We start from the raw sequence: 17,796 nt of genomic DNA, 5'->3' as shown, positions 1-17,796 counted from the left end.
CAAACTCTTGACTTTTGGAATGCAATAATGAATTAAGGTTCGTTTAATTTGCGATCTAATACGAATCTTAATCTTATTGTCCCAACCTCTTCTTTTTGTCTCAACCGTAACTTTTTTTCGAGACTCATCATTTTTAATTTAAATAAACAAGATTTAGTTCATTAAATGATCGCAGGTACCAGTGGTAATTAATTTGACGGTATCGTCTAAACTGATATCAACCATGTTTTGAACAGCTACATTAGTATAAAAACCAACATGCGGGGTGATAATCACATTATCCATGGCTTGTAAGATTTCTAATTGTTTGCTGGGGAGTGGCTTGTTGCGCAGGTCAAAATTAAAGAAGTATTCCTCACCAGAGACAGCGTCTAAAGCAGCTCCCGCTAAGCGTTTCTCTTGTAAAGCAGCAATTAAAGCATCATTGTCTACCACTGGCCCCCGACACTCATTAATTAAGTAAGCGGTGGGTTTCATTAATTGCAATTCTTCAGTATCAATTAAATCTTCAGAAGTTGGATTTAAATCAACATGTAAACATAAAACATCGGCTTCTTTTAAAACTTCTTCTTTAGTTTTGAAAGTTAAAATTGAATCTAATTCGTGATTGGGTTTAGTATCATAGGCAATAACTTTGGCACCTAAAGCATTAAATAATTGAGCAGAAGTACCACCAATACGGCCAGCGCCAATGATCCCAATGGTTAGTGTATGGATTTCGGTTCCTTGTAAACCAGCCCAGCGATAGTCTTGTTGCGCCACCCGTTGATCAACAAATTCTTGTTTACGAATTAACCGTAATGTATGTGTCAATGTTAACTCAGCAACAGAACGGGGCGAGTAGGCAGGAACATTGCTGACTTGTAAATCATTTTTTTTAGCTAAGTCTAAGTCAATGACATCCACGCCTGCTGTTCTGGTAGTAAGCTGTTTGAGACCAGCTTTTTTTAAGGCTGGATAGACACTAGCTTCAATTTGACTACGCTGTTGGATAATTAAACCATCAATACCTTGGACTAAGTCAAGGGTATCGGGATGTAATTCTTGATCGGAAATTTGCACCTCAACTTCCGGATGTTGTTCTTGCCAATTTTGAATAGCAGCTTTTTCATCTTCGCGAACGCTTAATAATAAAATTTTCATTAGTTTTCTCCTTTGTTTGAACGTTGTTTCCGAACGTAATCAGCTAAATTGTGCATGCCGGTTTTAATAGTTTGCATGCTAGTAGCGTAACTAAAGCGTAAATAGTGCTCACCGCCGGGGCCAAAATAAGATCCAGGAACAGCAGCAACGTGTCCATTTTTAGCTAAATCGTAGGCAAAAGCCTCATCGTCTTGATTTAAATCGGGCGCAATTTTCACAAAAATATAAAAGGCACCACTCGGTTTAGCACAACTAAAATCTAAATCTTGAAAATGTTTTACTAAATAATCACGACGTTGTTGGTATTCTTTTTTCATTGGTAAAGCATCATCTATTCCGTTAGCAAATGCTTCTTGGGCAGCATCTTGAGTCACTGTAGCCGTCGTAGTGATCGTAAACTGATGAATTTTACTTAATTCAGCGGTGATTGCTTGAGGAGCGGCAATGATGCCAATACGCCAACCGGTCATGGCATGGGACTTAGAAACTCCGGATAATAAAATAGTTTGTGCGGGTAATTCCTTGACTAGTGAAGTATGTTGTTGGTCGTAATTTAATTCGCTATAAATTTCATCGCAAAGAATAAAAATTGGTTGGTCACGCAAAACCTCGGCTAGAGCATGTAATTCAGCTGGGCTGTAAGTGATACCAGTCGGATTAGCTGGATAATTTAGAATGAGCATCCGCACATTGGGATTTTCGGCTAAAGTTTGCTGCAAAACTTCCGGTGTCAGTTTAAAGCCATTAGGTGCGGTATTAACCAAAATTGGTTGTCCGCCAGCTAAAGTAACATCGGCAATGTATAACGGAAACGTCGGCGTTGGAATAATTACAGCATCACCGGGATTTAAAATTGATAAAATCGTAGTATAGATGCCTTCCGTAGCTCCCGCTGTGACAATAATTTCTTTTGGAGTGAAATGTTGTTGATACTTATTAGCTAAGAAATTGCTGGCCGCTTGGCGTAATTCCAAAGTGCCGTTGGAAGGGGCATAATGACTGCGATCAGCTTCGATACTTTTAATAGCTGCTTGCTTAATGTGTTCTGGTGTTGCAAAATCTGGTTCACCGACAGTAAAATTGGTGATTTCTGGAATGCTTTGTGCATAGGTGGAAAAGGCCAAGATTGCTGATGGTTTAACTTGTGTTAATCGGTGATTTAAATACTGAGTCATGTCCATAAGTATTGATTCCTTTCTTAATTCAAATAAAAAGCCTAGCAGTTTAATTTCCACTGCTAGGCTAAAAAATCTCAATTTTAGATTGGATTATCAACCCTGCAGTTTCAATTTTTCCTGCAAGGCCTGAGGGGGCTAAACAAAGAAGCCTTCATTTCTTGCGGGAACAAACAGATTCGTGTTTGCACCCGCGTTGCGTGAATGCAAACACTACCTAAAGAAACGAAAGTTATAATACCAAGTATTCAACTGTTGATAAGCAAATGACTTCATGTGTCAAAACTCCTATCTGGTTTGAATAAACTTAATTTAATCTATTTAGCACAATCTGTCAAGACTAACTCTCATCAAAATTTAATTTTGTAGGCTCATATCAAAAGCAATTTAACTAGTTTATGTCTAGTAAGTAGGCATAGAACAAACTTTAGTAGTCATTTGATTTTTGAAATGCCAAACTAACTGAAAAATGAAGCGAGGTGTTACTCAGTTTTTAAAGGTTTTTTGACCTAACTTCTGTAAAGCAAATTAATTAACGGTAAAATTCTGAAAATAATTGAAATTAAATTTGACAGTTTCAAAAAAATAATTTATCCTAAAAATTAATTTTTGATTAAAGGGAAATGATGACAATGTCGATTTGGAAGAAAATGACCCAAAAAGCGGATATTCAACAATATCTGCAGGCCGATCAAAAGTTCCAGAAGACTATGACGGCCAAAGATTTAATGGCTTTAGGAATTGGAGCAGTGATTGGAACCGGAATTTTTATTATGCCCGGAACCGTAGCAGCCACTTTAAGTGGCCCCGGAGTGATCTTGAGCTTTTTATTAGCGGCTGTGGTCTGTGCAACGGCGGCTATGTGCTATGCGGAATTTGCTTCATCATTACCAGTGGCTGGTAGTGCTTATTCATATGGCAATATTGTTTTCGGCCAATTTATCGGTTGGGTAATTGGTTGGGCGTTGATTTTAGAATACATGTTAGCTGTAGCCACAGTTTCCGTGGGTTTTTCTGCTTATTTTAATTCATTTTTAAGGGGCTTTAATATCCAGTTACCGAAGGCTATTTCTGGTGCCTATAATCCTAGTCAAGGAACCTATTTTAATTTAGTGGCGATAGTGGTGATTATTCTCATTGCCCTGATGTTGGCGCGTGGAATGCAAACATCAATGAAAATTAATGACTGGATGGTTATTATCAAAATTGCCATTATTATTTTATTTATTGTGGTAGGCTGTTTTTATGTCAAACCTAAGAATTGGTCACCATTTTTGCCTTTTGGCACGAACGGTGTTTTGGCGGGAGCTTCGACAGTCTTTTTTGCTTATTTAGGCTTTGATGCAGTTTCGTCTTCAGCGCCAGAAGTTAAAAATCCACAACGTAATTTACCGATCGGAATTATTGGAACATTAATTGTGGCAACGATCCTCTATATGGCGGTGTCTACAGTCTTAACCGGAATGTTGCCGTATACGAAATTGAACGTTGCTGATCCAGTTTCTTATGCGTTACAATTTTTCCATTTGAACGGAGTAGCCGGGATCATTTCAATTGGTGCCATGGCGGGGATGTTTACCATGATGGTGACGATGATTTATAGTAGTTCACGTTTAGTTTATGCGATTGGTCGTGACGGCTTATTACCCCGTTTTTTAGGTAATGTTAATGAGCATCATTTACCTAATCATAGTTTGTTAGTTGTGACAATCATTATTGCTCTCATGGGTGGCTTGGTCGATTTAAACCATTTAGCAGAATTGGTTAATATCGGCACCTTGATTGCTTTTTCCTTTGTATCAATTGGCATTATTCCTTTACGCAAACGCACCGATATTCAAAATACTGGCTTTAAAGTACCACTATATCCTGTTTTACCAGTGATTTCGTTATTGCTGTGCTTATATCTAATGACTAAATTAAAAATGGTTACTTGGATTGCGTCATTAATCTGGTTCGCCATTGGCGTTGTAATCTATTTAGCTTATGGAATTCACCATAGTCCAGAAAGTAACAAGGCAAAAATTTAATGTTCAAAAAAATAATAAATAATTAAAAAAAGTGTCCAAAATTTGGACGCTTTTTTTATTGCTGTTAGTTAAATGTTAAAAGTTAAACTTCACAATTTTTTATGATGTTTTAATAAGAGTAATAACCAGATCGAAAGTAAGATGATAATACCGATAATCAATAACCAAGCACTATGCATTTTGGAAAAGGGTAAGTCAACGTTCATCCCGTAAAAACCAGTTACTACTGTGGGAATGGTTAGTGTTAAGGACCAAACGGTCAATAACTTCATAGTATTATTTAAGTTATTATTGGCAATGACATTAAAAGTACTAGAAATTTGTTCCACGACTCCTAATTCGGTCTCGACCATTTGTTGAACCTGTTGACCTTCAACTAAGGCATCAATTAAAGCCGCATTAACAGCTTTAGTTTCGTTAATGTGTTTCACAAATTGAGTTTGGGGGAGGCGCTTGATGACGCTCACGTCTAAAGAAACGCCACTATAGAATAAGCTCAAAGTTTGTTGTAGAAAGGACAGGGAAATTAAGTCGCTATTTTTAATTTTTTGCCGAAGGGTATGTGATAATTGATTACGTTTTTGAGTGATTTTGTGAATAATGGGTACAAAACTATCCATTAACTTCAGAATAATATTCAAAATTAATTGTTGCGGTTCGATTTGCGGTCGATTATTAATGACATGTTGAATCACTTGATCGAAATATAAACTATTGTCTGGATTAAAAGTGAATAAATTTTCGCGGAATAGTAATAAACCAACTGGTTGAGTGGTATATTGTAAATCTTTAGCTTCTAATAATTTGGGAATTTGAATAATGATCAATTGCGTGTGATATAACGGATCGTAATCATAATTGGGATTTTCATCTAAGTCGGTTACGTAATTGATAATATCAGGTTTGATCTGATAAAACTCTTGCAATTGCTTGCGATCATCTAGAGTCATATTTTTGGTAACAATAATATTTAAATTATCAGTCATCGGCGTTGCTTTAATCATATAATTACCTCGCATGCTTTGATCTGAATGAAGCTGGGACAAAAATAGTTTAGTTGAACCGTATGAATTTTAAAATGACATAGGTAGTGTTCACAGGTTCTAGTGGGACGGAGACAAAAGTCGTTGCGCCTTAGTGCTAAGGGGCTTAAGTCCTCAATCCAAATTAGGCTAGAATTAGTTAAAATAAGTATCGCTGAATTTTGAAGCAATAGTGATCCCAATTGTGAAGACTGCAACCATTGAGAAGAATTACCAGTTTTTCTAGATGATTGTTGAATTTTAAAAGAGTTAATCAATCTTAGGTAACACGATTATTCTAGCCCCTTGATAGTTTAATTAATTGTAGCACTATGGAGCGAGCACTGTAAATTTTTGTTTGGAAAAATGTTATAACAAAATTGGGTATTAAAATTTACAATTGTAGTTTTTGGTGTTATATTACATTTGTAAATTAAGATTGGGGGATGATTTAATGAAAATTTTGCTTACGATTATTGTTTTGGGCTTGATTGGTTTAATCTGTTGGTGGTTTTTTACCAAGCGGACTGTGACTAGTGAAGATGCCCAGCTCAAAGATCAAATGCAAACAATTCAAGTAAAAGTAGATGGGGGCTACCAACCAGAAATAGTAACTTTTCAAAAAAATTTGCCGGCACAGTTAGAGTTTGTCCGCAAAGATCCATCGAATTGTTTAGCAGAAGTTATTTTTAGTGATTGGGGAATTAAGCAACAATTACCACAAAATCAGCCAGTGACAATTCCTATTGATACTCAGCAAGCAGGCGAGTTTGAATATTCGTGTGGAATGCAGATGTTTCATGGCAAAGTAATTATTAAATAAAATTTTTGAGGACAATCACATGACTTTAACAAAGCGTTTTTGGCTAGCAGTAACTTTTTCGTTGCCGTTATTAGTTCTAATGATTTTGATGTTAGCTCAGATCATGCCCGTTGGCTCTGATTGGCTAGCGTTTTTTTGTACCACTATTATTTTGCTTTTTGCTGCAGGACCATTTTATCAAAGTGCTTGGGCAGCTTTAAAACAGCATCATGCTAATATGGATACGTTAGTTGCTATTGGTACAGCAACCACTTATTTATATAGTGTTTATGCGTTATTAACAGGCCAACCAGTGTTCTTTGAAAGTGCGGCCTTTATTGTAGTTTTCATTTTGTTAGGACAAGTTTTAGAAGAGCAAATGAAGCAAAAAGCTGCCAATGCAGTGGATCAATTGTTGAACTTACAAGTCCCCAGGGCTTTATTGTGGCAAAACAATAATTGGCAGTCAGTTGCTTTAAAACAAGTCCAAGTTGGTGATTTAGTTTTAGTTAAACCAGGTGCAAAAATTCCTTTAGATGGCCAGATTGTGCACGGAACTTCTAGTGTTGATGAATCCTTAGTGACCGGTGAAAGTTTGCCGGTTACTAAAAGTGTTGGTGATAAGGTCATTGGTTCCACACTCAATGGCAATGCTAGTTTAGAAGTGGAAGTTCAAAAAGTTGGTTCCCAAACCTTTTTGGCACAGATTGTGGAATTGGTTAAAAAAGCTCAGACCAGCCGTGCTCCCATTCAAAAATTAACCGATCGAATTTCTAATTTGTTTGTGCCCATAGTTTTGATTATTGCTTTAATAACCTTTTGGGTTTGGAGCGTCGTTTTACACGCCGATTTAATGCGAGCAGTGACTTATGCAATTAGTGTGATTATTGTTGCTTGTCCCTGTGCTTTAGGCTTGGCGACACCAACTGCGCTCATGGTGGGGACTGGTTTAGGGGCAAAGATGGGAATCTTAATTAAAAATGGTACGGTTTTAGAAGCGGTGAACCAGGTCAAAACGGTTGTGTTTGATAAAACGGGTACTATCACAAAAGGTCAACCACAAGTTACACAAGTGTTAGGAAATTCAGTAAAAGTTTTAACGTTGGCAGCCGCTTTAGAACAGCAATCTGATCATCCTTTAGCTCAGGCAATCATTCAAGCCGCTAAAAATCAGCAATTAAAGCTCCCTCTAACTAAGCAAATTATGACGCTTCCGGGGCAAGGAATTAAAGGTCGGGTGCAACAACAAGTTATTTTGGTAGGCAATGAAAAGCTTTTTACTCAAGCTCATAATCCGTGGCAAAAACAAATGGTAAAATTGCAACAACGAGCGCAAACTTTAGTTTTAGTAGGAACCGAAACTGAAGTTTATGGGGTGATTGCTTTACAAGATCCTCCCAAAGACAGTTCTCAACGAGCAATTAAGTTATTAAAACAACAACATTACCAAACTGTGATGTTGACTGGCGATAATTACACAGTTGCGCGGGCAATTGGCCATCAAGTTGGAGTTCAAAAAGTCATTGCTGAAGTTTTGCCAGCCCAAAAAGCCCAACGAATTAAACAATTACAAGCAACTGGTGCAGTAGCTTTTGTCGGTGATGGCATTAACGATGCGCCGGCTTTAACGCAGGCGGATGTAGGCATAGCGATGGAAGCGGGAACTGACGTTGCGATTGCCGCGGGCGGGATTGTTCTTTTAAAAAATGATCTGTTAGATGTGGTTCTAGCTTTACAACTTAGTCAGAAAACTTTCCGCCGGATTAAAGCTAACTTATTTTGGGCTTTTATTTACAATTTATTAGGCATTCCGATTGCTGCGGGTGTTTTTAGTGCGTTAGGTGTTACTTTAAGTCCCATTTTAGCTGGTTTAGCAATGGCTTTGAGTTCCTTGTCGGTGGTCACAAGCTCAGTTTTATTACGGTATAGTCAAATTAAACTACCAAATTAATGATTAGCGCTCTAGCTCAATAATAATTGTTAATATTGACGTTAGAGCTCAAAAATAGTAGAACGGCTAATTGAGAACAGTCGAGAAACAACAAGAGGTTGGGACAATAAGATTAAGATTTATGTTCTATCGTCAATTAAACGAACATTGATTCATTATTACGTTCCAAAGTCAGCAGTTTGTACCTAACAAAATTAGATTTTTACAGTCGGGTTCGGATTTTGAAATTTAATGCCGTTAGTGTTCAGCTGTTAAACGACTTTTGTCCCAGGCTCTTACTAAGCTGTGATTCAGCGGGGTAACTTTATATTACAGCGTGCTAAGTCAAGCTGTTATTGATCCGATAATTAATCGTTGCTTGATAATGACCGGCACTTAAAGAACTGGGAACAGACTGTAATGTAAAGCCACTGTTTCCTGAAGCAGTCAAGTTCCAAGAAAATTGTTGATCGGAATTGACCGGACTTTGCGGGGTTAAATCGTAGCTATCATCACTAGTTAGTGGCTTTTGGTTCAGCTTTAATTGTAAGGAATTCTGATTTGCAGGCTTAGGGTTAAATGCCTCAGCGGTTATTTGAACGTTCCAACCTTGTCCTTGAATTGGACTACTATGCAAATCTTGAACGCTAACGGTTTGTTGAGGGTGGTTATTAGGCTTTAATTCTTTAGCTAACACACTGCCACCACTAATCAGCGGCCCAAAGTTTAAATTATCAGGAATTTGCGTAAAGTAGAGTAAATTGCTGGTTTGTGGTACATAAGTGGCCACTTGCTTGGCATGTTGTACGTTGTCACCCTGGTATTGGGCAATTAATTCATCCGAATGGTAACTTTGATCGGTAGCCGGATGAATCCATTTGCCGGTTTTCCCCTGTAAACTACCAGCTTGATCGTCTTTTGGCAATGCGGGTAAATTAGTTTGCTCATTAGGCAGAAAATTATTTTCCGGTCCGAGAGTTAAATTGCTTAAACCAGTATCGCCATCAAAAAAGTTAATGGTACTAGCGTTTTTATTCATTTTAAGGCTGACTAAATTGAGTTCATTTAATTGCTTGTTATCTTTAACAAAATTATCAAAATTATTCACAGCAGCAACTTGCTGAAAATTTGGGGGTAAATTTAAGCTGGTTAAGCCGGTATTTTCAAACATGCCAGTTAGACTCTTGGCTTTGCTCAAGTTTAAATTTTCTAAACCAGTAATTGTTTTCAAGCCAGTGTCGCCACTAAACAATTGGGAGAAATCGGTGCTGACACTGGTATTTAATGTGGCTGGCAAATCAACCTCAGATAATTGGGGCATTTTGGCTAGTAATTGTTGAGTACTTTTCAAAGTGACATTTTGACCAATTATTACCTGGGTAATATTGTTACTTTCATTGCTCCAAGGTGGTTCACTTAAATATTGCCCGGTAGCATGATCGCGAATATGCAAAACGGAACCCGTGATGTACCACCAATTGTTGGGGCTTAAGACTTGAGCAACTGCTGGATTGGTATTAGTTGGATTTTGATTAATTACAACTTGAGCGGTGTTTTCGACGCTATAATAAGTGTTTTGATCACTACCGATGCTATTAGATAAGTCTTGTAAATCTTGATTAGGGTCTAATCGGCCATAAATTTTTAGAACATATTTATGGTTATAAAAATAATTAGGCTGACTGGTATCGGTTAAATTTTGTAAAGCAGTTGGATCAGCAGTGGCCGTGATTTTATTATTAGGTCCAAAAGTCAAGCTGAATAATTTACCACTACCAGAAACCACTTGGTCATTTTCATCAACTACTCGGGTATTTTGTTGGTCAATGATTAAATGGGAGTTTAATTGATCTTGAATTTGGAAACTATGATAGGCTTTGCTAACAATTTGGGCATCAGGAATATTTTGTTGAACGCGATAAAGCGCGTTGTTGGGAGCGTCAAAGTCGCTGGCTGTTAGACCTTTTTTACTAGGAATTGGTGGCGCGTAGGAAAAGAGACTTTGATTGGTATAGTCAATCCCGACGGAAGCACGAGGTTCGCTGTGATCGGGAGCTTCAAAGCCAAAAGTAAAATTGGTAGCGGCAGTAGAACGATATCTCAAGGTTAACGGGTTGTCCATTTTACCGGCTTTTTCCTGGCTCATGAATTGATAAGGACCGTTGGTTACATTTCGATAGCCAAAAGTTGAACCAGCAGGATAATAAATTTGGTCTTGTTGGTTTTCTAGTGCATCACTATCAATATTTAAAACTTTAGCTTTATTAATGCCTAAGAAGTTCCAATAGCCTTGAACATTTACTGATTGGTTAGTTCCAGTTTTATAAAAACTAATTTGATTATGAGCTGACCAACCAGCACCGCGAGATCTTAAATGAACATTTAGGAAATCACTTTTTTCGATGCCGATGGCGCCATAACGTTCGGAACTAGTTCCGGGAAGATTAAAGGTGGAGTGCATTTTTAAATCTATATCTTGTCCCTTAAAAGTCCCCACGTGACTGTAGGTAATAGTCGCACCAATGGTAGTGGCACCATTCAAGGCTGATAATTTGAGATACTGTTGACCGTTCATTTGCGGATCATTAAAAACATCAGTTATTTTGGCATCGGTATCGGCATCTGGAGTGTAGTCAGTGGTCGTTAGATTAGTCCAAGCTGGTCGAAAAGTGTAGATGTCATCTTTGACTGGTGCACTAGTATCCGAGACTTCATTGGCATTGGGCAGTTGTGCGATGGGACTGAAATCAGCGGGTAAGGCGGTTAAATCATTGTCAGAAAATGTAGGACTACTAGGATCTTCTTCACCGATACTATCAGCTTTAATAGTGGAAATTTGCCATAATGTTAAAAGGAAGGTCATGAAGCTTAGAGTTAATAAGAATAGTAACCGGTGCAACCGTAACATGTAAAAGCACTCCTTCAGCAAAATTGTCTAGTTGAAACTAAATTGTTTGAACTCTGAAGCAAGGGAAAGCTAAATTATAAAGCTTATTTTTAACTCAATATTTAGTTAAAAAAAGCAACTAAGATAATTTTTATCTCACTTTTTTACGCCTTTATGCTATTACAAAAGTTATAATAAATATAATTTTTAGCTCAAAAAAAGGTCTAAAAAAATAATTATTTTTTTAAAATCAGTTAATTAGCAATTTAAAGATGTTTTTTAGTATTTTTAATTCTGAATTTTAGAAAACTATCACTTGCCAAAATTCGGATTTTTCTTATGCATTATGGTTCAGAAAATAAGAATTATGATAATTGAATATGCTTCAACGATGTTTGAAACATTTTTAGCTATTGAACAAAATAATTAGGAGCTTTAAATAATGAAAAAAGTTTATAATTTAGCGATTGAGGCAACGATTGACGTAATTAGTGGTAAATGGAAGCCAATGATTTTGTGTCATTTAGGTAATGGACCGCTCAGAACAGGTGAATTACGGAAGAAGATACCGCAGATTTCACAAAGGATCTTGACTAAGCAATTACGTGAATTAGAAGCTGACCGTGTGATCCAGCGCTGTGTTTATCATCAAGTACCACCTAAAGTGAAATATTGTTTAACAGCTGAAGGCAAAACTTTACGTCAAATTTTATTGGTAATGTCAGACTGGGGACAAAAACATATTCTCGCTAGTATTCAAGCAGGGAATGATATTCAACTACTGTATCAAGATCCTAAAGGATTTAAAAATATGTAGATAAATTGCTTGATGGGAACAAAATTGTGCCTACTTGTTTTCTTATTAAGGTTCTTCAATAATATTAGTTGAGACCTATAAGGAGGTAAAAAGGTGACAAAGCATTTATTTTTACAACCAATTGAAATTAAACCTGGAGTGACAATTCAAAATCGAATTGTAATGGCTCCTATGACTACTAAATCTAGTTTCTATGATGGTTCGATTTCTAATGATGAAATTGCTTATTATCAAGAACGTTCAGGAGCAGGGATGATTATTACTTCGGTTGCTAACATTGACAAAACTGGTAAGGGCTTTGAAGGCGAGCTATCGGTGGAAGACGATCGGTTTTTACCTGGATTAACTCAATTAGCTAGTGCCATCAAATCTAAGGGTTCTAAAGCAATTTTACAAATCTTTAGTGCGGGGCGCATGACTAATAGTGAAATTTTACGTGGACAACAACCAGTTAGTGCTAGTGCTGTTGCAGCACCACGAGCAAATGCACAAACGCCGCGTGCTTTAAGCGAAGATGAAGTTGAACAATTGATTGTTAATTTTGGCGAAGCTACACGGCGAGCAATTATTGCTGGATTTGATGGGATTGAATTGCACGGAGCTAATACCTATTTGTTACAACAATTTTTTTCACCCCACTCTAATCGACGCCATGATCAGTGGGGAGGATCGCTCAAAAAGCGTATGAATTTGCCTTTTGCAGTGATTGACCAAGTGCAACAAGTTATTCAAAAGTTTGCTACCAAACCATTCATTGTTGGTTATCGCATTTCTCCAGAAGAAATTGAACAACCAGGAATTAGGATTAACGACACTTTAAAGTTTGTGAATCAGTTGGCTAATCAACCGATTGATTATTTGCACACGTCAATGGGAAATTATCAGCGGACTTCATTAAATGATACTTTAGACCATGAGCCTTTAAATCAAAAAATTTTAAAAGTACTAGCACAACGAAAACCATTAATTGAGGTAGGATCGATTGCTACACCGCAAGATGCTGATTCTGTTTTACAATCAGGGGCAACTTTTGCAGCGATGGCGCGTGAATTTATTTATGAGCCTTTATGGTTGGATAAAGTAATGGCAGATAATGAAGCCAGTATTCGTTATAATTTGAATGTAAGCGAAATGGATGAGTTAAAAATTCCACGTGGTTTTCAGCATTCTTTAAAAACAGATTTTGCAGATGCCATAAACTTTACAGATAGAGTAAATTCAAATCAGTATTTAAACCAACCTTCCCCGATGGAAGGATTAAAGAAATAAAAAAATCAATGATACTGGGACAATAAGAATAAATAAGATTGGAACAATAAGATTAATGCTCAAATTTGATATAGAATGGTATGAACATTAATTATTTTATTTCAAAAGTCAACTGCTGACTTTTGCTCCAGTCTCGTCCTAGTTTCATTGATTTTTTTTATTTGTTTAGAAAATTAAATATAGTATGAAATATATTAGGTTTTCAGGTGCTAGTATTTTTATGAAATTTTCCCATAAATTGTTTGAAAAATTTATTTTTAATTTTTTTTCAAAACTATTTCTTTTTTTTGATGATATTGTTTGCAAGATAGCTATAATAAAACAAAATGATAGATATACTGCCATTATTGTTAAAGCAACTAGTATAATTTTAATTAATATACTCATGTGATTTCTCCGATAATAATTTTTTAGTTGCCATAGTATATTATTTGTGGTACAAATTATTAAACATTTTAATCTTATTTTAAGGAGAGTCAACTTTTTTGGAAATGTCTAAATCTGTTGTTGCTTTTTTTACTGCGATATCTTTAGCTGTTCCATTTTCTGTTAGTTCTTACTCTGTTTTAAATGCTTCTGGAATTCAAAATATTTCTTCGGATGATTTGTATAAAAGCTCACGTTCTTTTGATGAGATTTGGAATTCTCTTTCTCTTAGAAAGCAATCTGAATTTAATAATTTATTTGCTAAATATAACATTTCTAGTAATGAACAGTTAGTAATATTGCAGTACTTTGATTATAGTTTTAATTCTGTTAAGCCTAGATGGAAAGCTTATGTTATAAGAAAAGCTTTGGAATATGCCTTAAGATATTCTGGTAGGCAAGATTCTGCTACTTGGTTATACAAACAGACGCTCAAAATCAATGGAACTACTACAAATATAAAATTGGGAATTTCAAGTGCTTTGGTTTCTATAGGCGTTCCTAGGAGAGTAGCTAATGCTGCCGCTGCTACTGCAGTTGCTATTTTCTTTTAGCTTATAATTCACAAACTTTTAGTCAAATTGTATATTTTTGTTATTTTAAGATCGTGATTTAAGAATCAATATCCTTTGGCGTAACTTTACTGCGGCCATCGGTAGCGGCTTTTTGAATAGCACGAATAATATCACTATCACTGGCGGCTTTTTCTTGAATGCCTTGCGCACTTAATTCTTGCCGGGCTTTTTGAATATCAGCAGCACTGATTTGTTTGCCATTAGCAGTTTTATTTTTAACAACGTCAGTTTCACCAGGAGCATTGGCGGCTGCAGTGTGATCGTTATTATTTGACGTAGTTGGATTAGAAGTACTATTTGATTGGCTATTATTTGTCGGTGTTGTTACTGTCTTAGTCAACTGCTTGGAACTATTTAACAAAATTTCGACGGTCTGTTTATATAAATCACCGTAATATTTTTTATGAAATTCGTTTTTTTGTAGCAATTTAACAGCTTGTTGGTAGGCGTCATTTAATTGATTATGGTCATTAGCTTGTTCGATTTTTTCTAAAGCTTCATTATATTCCTGACGTTTAGTTTGAACGTGTTTGACAGTTGCTAACTTCTTTTGAGCAATTTTTTGTAATTGATTTGAGCCACCGCTGATTTTGGTAGCATCAGTTAAGGAGTTCTTGGCATCAGCAAAATGATATTTGTCAATGTAAGTTTGGGCAAGTTGTAAATAATGAGCTTGACGCTGGCGGGCATTGGCTTTTTTATTACCTTTTTGAACAGTACCAGCGGCTTGGTAATAAGCATCAGCAGCTGAATAGTCGTGGCGCTGGACGGCTTTCTCAGCTTTATTCATGAGACTTTGATAACTGGTTTGCGCACTAGAATTATTCGAATTAGTTTGACAACCAGCTAATGTTAAAATACTAGCACCGACAACTAGGATTGATGTTAAATATTTTTTCATAGGTAAAACCTCCAATATTCATATTATATCATGGTCCGTTTAATTGTTGAGTTATCGCCTAATTAGTTCTGAAAATTTTCGGAAAAAGTTCATAATTTATCCACGATAAAATGCCGCTGATCAATAATGCTTGGTATAATATAAATTAAAAGGTAATGGGGATAGTTGCTGTTCAGTTAACTAATCTCAATTTTATATAATGATTTTAATTCTTGATTGTTTAAATAACGTTTGAATGAGCAATTAATAAATGGAGGAGTCAAACATGCAACAAGGCCAAGCAGTTATTAAATATTTAAATTTACAGCGGCAAGAAATACAGCCATCGAAAACATTAAGTGGGGAGGTAGGAACCGCGATTAACTACGAAATTCCCCAAATTGAAGGTTACTTCTATTTTTCTAAATTAGAAGTTGAAGTAGATGAAGAGCAAGCCTTAGTCTTTTTGGCTGATCAAGTTCAAGAAATTGAATTACGTTACCAAAGTGTGACTGAATATCAAGAAATGATTGAATCATCACGCTATCAATTACGCAAAGCTAGTAATAAGTTAGAAGTTCTCGGTTCATTAGGTCAGAGCATTCCGTTGGTTGATGAAAATAATAATCCGCTGCCACAGCAAAGTGCTTGGGCCGGCATGTATTTGAATTACTTGCGCCAAAAACAAGTAGGAGAAACTACACTATATAATATTAGTGGTGACAGTTGGTTGCGTGACGAAGACGTTCAATTGCACTCCGAAATTGAAGAAAACTATGGTCCTAGTACCCATGAAATTAAAGCTCATGCCGTCGTGAATATTCCTGATAATATGCAAGTCACGCTCTGGCAGATTAATGAGGAACAAGAAATAGCGACTAAATTGCCAGAACAGTTGTTAGATAATGGGGCACAATTAATAATTGATCGGCAAATTCAAGTAGATCAAGATCTGTTTTATCATATTGAAAATAGTTTTTGGATTAAGGCTAATCGGGTTGTTTTAAGCTAATGAAAAAATTGTTCAAAATTAGATCTAAAAATAAGGCACAGACGTTCATGGTTGGCGCCTTATATCTTTTCTTGGTCATCGTTTTTAGCTATATTTACCTGCGTTACCGCAAGTTTATTTGGGGTGATGATTTAAGCTTTCATACGGCACGTTTAGGCGAGTTGTTGCAAACCAAAATTACCCAATTTCCTTATATGGCAACAAGAAGCTTTGGGGCAACTGGTAATTTGGTCAATCTGTTTTACCCAGTGCAATTATTATATCCATTAGTTATTTTAATTAAATTGCTCAAACACCCCCTGTTGGCGCTTTATTGCTATATTGGCTTGTGTAATTTAGTTAGTTTAGTTTTGAGCGATTGGGCTTTTTATCAAGTAACCAAAAAAAGAAGTAGTAGTGTGTGCTTTGCGATTTTGTACACTTTTTCTTTTTATCGAATCCAAACATTATTCACGCGGTTTGATTTAGGTGAATTTTTAGCAACTATGTTTGTCCCTCTGGCTTTTAGTGGTTTTTATTGCCTTAGTAAAGATCAAGGTGGTAAAAAAGCTTTAATTGTAGCTTTAGTCGGATTAGTTTTTAGTCATGTACTGACGACTGTATTAGTGGTGATTAGCCTGATGGTCTGGTATTTAATTTTATTAGTTAGTCGCCAAACTAACTGGCTACAATTCAAAAAATATTTGAAAGCCACACTTTGGGCATTGGGGTTATCATTTTGGTACTGGAGGCCGTTTGTTCAACATTATTTATTGACTCCCAGCGGTCTTCAAGCGACCCAAGTGGCACCCACACAAATGAAACCTTATACTTGGCAAGCGCAAACAGATGCGGTATTGCATAACTTGACTTTTCCAGCTCATACTGCGGGACCGTTGATCTTGGGCTTGAGTTTGGTGTTAATAATCTATGTTTTAATCCGTTGGTCGCGCGTTAGTTTAGCTTGGAAGGTGATTTTAGGACTGAGTTTAGTTTGTGGATTTTTAACGACACCAGCGATGCCGTGGTCGTTGTTCAAAAACTCGTTAGTTAATACGCTTCAATTTCCTTTTCGCTTAAACTTATTTTATACACTAGGGATTGTTTGGTGTACAGCTCACCTAATTGGTCAAATCAAACGCCCTCAATGGTCTTTATTCAGCAACAGTTTAATCATATTATTGAGCTGTTGTCTAACTTTAAATTCAATGCAAAAAGTAGTTAATTATCGATTTAGTTGGGACAAAATTAATTTATCTAGTGCTAATTTTGGACAGCATTTTGCCCAACCTTTGCCCAATGATTATTATCCTAAAGCCGCCCAAGGCGTCATTAAAATGTTGCCTTGGGGGCGAGGCTATTTAAATGGTCACAAGTATATTTTTCATGGTCAAGGCCAACTTAATCAATTGACTTATCATTTTCAAACAACGCAAGCAGAAACAAAAGTCGAATTGCCAGTTTTATATTATGGTTCTTTGTATAAAGTATTAGTTAATCACCGACCAGTTAAGGCGCACCAGTCGGTTCATGGCCTATTAACGTTTAAGACTAAAGCTAAGCATAATCAGGTACAAATTTATTATCAGCCAACGCTCATTGATCGTTTTAGCGGTTGGATTTCTTTGTTAATCGGAATTTTAGCGTTAGTTTTGGGTTTGAGAAGAAAAAGTAAAGACGTTAATCGCAAGGATCATTTAGCAGGACGAAGCTAATTGTAATTTTAGCTAGATATAAAAAACGTTGTAATGAATAGATTCATTCATTGCAACGTTTTTTAATGAGTCGGATAACCAACATTATGAAGTTATTAGATTAACTACCAAGGCTCATTATAGAATAGTTTTTC

Annotated in this window: 13 protein-coding genes; 8 read left to right on the top strand and 5 right to left on the bottom strand. The window is 36.3% G+C overall.

What is annotated here, in order from left to right:
* Window positions 1–153: 153 nt before the first annotated feature.
* Both AC3B7A_RS03570 and AC3B7A_RS03565 read right to left on the bottom strand, forming a co-directional pair.
* Window positions 154–1,143: a D-2-hydroxyacid dehydrogenase gene (locus AC3B7A_RS03570; RefSeq protein ID WP_489756357.1), complete on the bottom strand. Its 990-nt coding sequence runs from the start codon at window positions 1,141–1,143 to the stop codon at window positions 154–156.
* A complete protein-coding gene (locus AC3B7A_RS03565; protein ID WP_489756356.1) occupies window positions 1,143–2,324 on the bottom strand; it encodes an aminotransferase class I/II-fold pyridoxal phosphate-dependent enzyme in 1,182 nt (393 codons plus the stop codon). The genes AC3B7A_RS03570 and AC3B7A_RS03565 overlap by 1 nt, the downstream gene beginning before the upstream one ends.
* Before the next feature lie 626 nt (window positions 2,325–2,950).
* Between AC3B7A_RS03565 and AC3B7A_RS03560 the strand changes: the two genes are divergently transcribed.
* Window positions 2,951–4,348, top strand: coding sequence for an APC family permease (locus AC3B7A_RS03560; protein ID WP_489756355.1), 1,398 nt, complete (start codon window positions 2,951–2,953; stop codon window positions 4,346–4,348).
* Window positions 4,349–4,437: 89 nt separating this feature from the next.
* Here AC3B7A_RS03560 and AC3B7A_RS03555 read toward each other — a convergent pair whose 3' ends face one another.
* Window positions 4,438–5,352, bottom strand: coding sequence for a magnesium transporter CorA family protein (locus AC3B7A_RS03555; protein WP_489756354.1), 915 nt, complete (start codon window positions 5,350–5,352; stop codon window positions 4,438–4,440).
* Window positions 5,353–5,824: 472 nt separating this feature from the next.
* Between AC3B7A_RS03555 and AC3B7A_RS03550 the strand changes: the two genes are divergently transcribed.
* Together AC3B7A_RS03550 and AC3B7A_RS03545 are read left to right on the top strand one after the other, a co-directional pair.
* The gene (locus tag AC3B7A_RS03550) at window positions 5,825–6,193 is read left to right on the top strand and encodes a cupredoxin domain-containing protein (RefSeq protein WP_489756353.1); all 369 of its coding nucleotides are present in this window, start codon (window positions 5,825–5,827) and stop codon (window positions 6,191–6,193) included.
* Window positions 6,194–6,212: 19 nt separating this feature from the next.
* Entirely contained in the window at window positions 6,213–8,123 is a 1,911-nt protein-coding gene (locus tag AC3B7A_RS03545; protein WP_489756352.1) for a copper-translocating P-type ATPase, read from the top strand.
* A gap of 319 nt (window positions 8,124–8,442) precedes the next feature.
* Here AC3B7A_RS03545 and AC3B7A_RS03540 read toward each other — a convergent pair whose 3' ends face one another.
* On the bottom strand, window positions 8,443–11,010 hold the full coding sequence (locus AC3B7A_RS03540; RefSeq protein WP_489756351.1) for an isopeptide-forming domain-containing fimbrial protein: 2,568 nt from the start codon (window positions 11,008–11,010) through the stop codon (window positions 8,443–8,445).
* A gap of 421 nt (window positions 11,011–11,431) precedes the next feature.
* Here AC3B7A_RS03540 and AC3B7A_RS03535 point away from each other — a divergent pair, with 421 nt between their 5' ends.
* The 3 genes from AC3B7A_RS03535 to AC3B7A_RS03525 all read left to right on the top strand — a co-directional run bounded on the left by AC3B7A_RS03535 (window position 11,432) and on the right by AC3B7A_RS03525 (window position 14,055).
* Complete coding sequence (locus tag AC3B7A_RS03535; RefSeq protein WP_489756350.1) at window positions 11,432–11,806, top strand: winged helix-turn-helix transcriptional regulator; 375 nt, start codon at window positions 11,432–11,434, stop codon at window positions 11,804–11,806.
* A gap of 93 nt (window positions 11,807–11,899) precedes the next feature.
* On the top strand, window positions 11,900–13,075 hold the full coding sequence (locus AC3B7A_RS03530; protein WP_489756349.1) for an NADH-dependent flavin oxidoreductase: 1,176 nt from the start codon (window positions 11,900–11,902) through the stop codon (window positions 13,073–13,075).
* Window positions 13,076–13,560: 485 nt separating this feature from the next.
* Window positions 13,561–14,055 carry a hypothetical protein gene (locus AC3B7A_RS03525; protein WP_489756348.1) on the top strand — a complete coding sequence of 165 codons (495 nt, stop codon included), beginning with the start codon at window positions 13,561–13,563 and terminating at the stop codon, window positions 14,053–14,055.
* 58 nt (window positions 14,056–14,113) lie between these two features.
* Here AC3B7A_RS03525 and AC3B7A_RS03520 read toward each other — a convergent pair whose 3' ends face one another.
* On the bottom strand, window positions 14,114–14,977 hold the full coding sequence (locus AC3B7A_RS03520) for a hypothetical protein (protein WP_489756347.1): 864 nt from the start codon (window positions 14,975–14,977) through the stop codon (window positions 14,114–14,116).
* A 265-nt stretch (window positions 14,978–15,242) separates the two neighbouring features.
* Between AC3B7A_RS03520 and AC3B7A_RS03515 the strand changes: the two genes are divergently transcribed.
* Together AC3B7A_RS03515 and AC3B7A_RS03510 are read left to right on the top strand one after the other, a co-directional pair.
* On the top strand, window positions 15,243–15,968 hold the full coding sequence (locus tag AC3B7A_RS03515) for a MucBP domain-containing protein (protein WP_489756346.1): 726 nt from the start codon (window positions 15,243–15,245) through the stop codon (window positions 15,966–15,968).
* Window positions 15,969–15,976: 8 nt separating this feature from the next.
* Window positions 15,977–17,662 (top strand): hypothetical protein, encoded by a 1,686-nt coding sequence (locus AC3B7A_RS03510; protein ID WP_489756345.1) that lies wholly within the window; start codon window positions 15,977–15,979, stop codon window positions 17,660–17,662.
* The last annotated feature ends 134 nt before the right edge of the window (window positions 17,663–17,796 follow it).

It is taken from the genome of Bombilactobacillus sp. ESL1202, from assembly GCF_058107125.1.
The sequence above is the reverse complement of the archived record's forward strand: the minus strand, read 5'-3'. Positions and strand labels throughout refer to the sequence as shown.

Excerpts from the sequence above, each read along its gene's own strand:
- AC3B7A_RS03565 (WP_489756356.1), bottom strand. The coding sequence starts at position 2,324 with ATGGACATGACTCAGTATTTAAATCACCGATTAACACAAGTTAAACCA.
- AC3B7A_RS03540 (WP_489756351.1), bottom strand. The coding sequence starts at position 11,010 with ATGTTACGGTTGCACCGGTTACTATTCTTATTAACTCTAAGCTTCATG.
- AC3B7A_RS03560 (WP_489756355.1), top strand. The coding sequence starts at position 2,951 with ATGTCGATTTGGAAGAAAATGACCCAAAAAGCGGATATTCAACAATAT.
- AC3B7A_RS03515 (WP_489756346.1), top strand. The coding sequence starts at position 15,243 with ATGCAACAAGGCCAAGCAGTTATTAAATATTTAAATTTACAGCGGCAA.
- AC3B7A_RS03535 (WP_489756350.1), top strand. The coding sequence starts at position 11,432 with ATGAAAAAAGTTTATAATTTAGCGATTGAGGCAACGATTGACGTAATT.
- AC3B7A_RS03545 (WP_489756352.1), top strand. The coding sequence starts at position 6,213 with ATGACTTTAACAAAGCGTTTTTGGCTAGCAGTAACTTTTTCGTTGCCG.
- AC3B7A_RS03550 (WP_489756353.1), top strand. The coding sequence starts at position 5,825 with ATGAAAATTTTGCTTACGATTATTGTTTTGGGCTTGATTGGTTTAATC.
- AC3B7A_RS03520 (WP_489756347.1), bottom strand. The coding sequence starts at position 14,977 with ATGAAAAAATATTTAACATCAATCCTAGTTGTCGGTGCTAGTATTTTA.
- AC3B7A_RS03555 (WP_489756354.1), bottom strand. The coding sequence starts at position 5,352 with ATGATTAAAGCAACGCCGATGACTGATAATTTAAATATTATTGTTACC.
- AC3B7A_RS03570 (WP_489756357.1), bottom strand. The coding sequence starts at position 1,143 with ATGAAAATTTTATTATTAAGCGTTCGCGAAGATGAAAAAGCTGCTATT.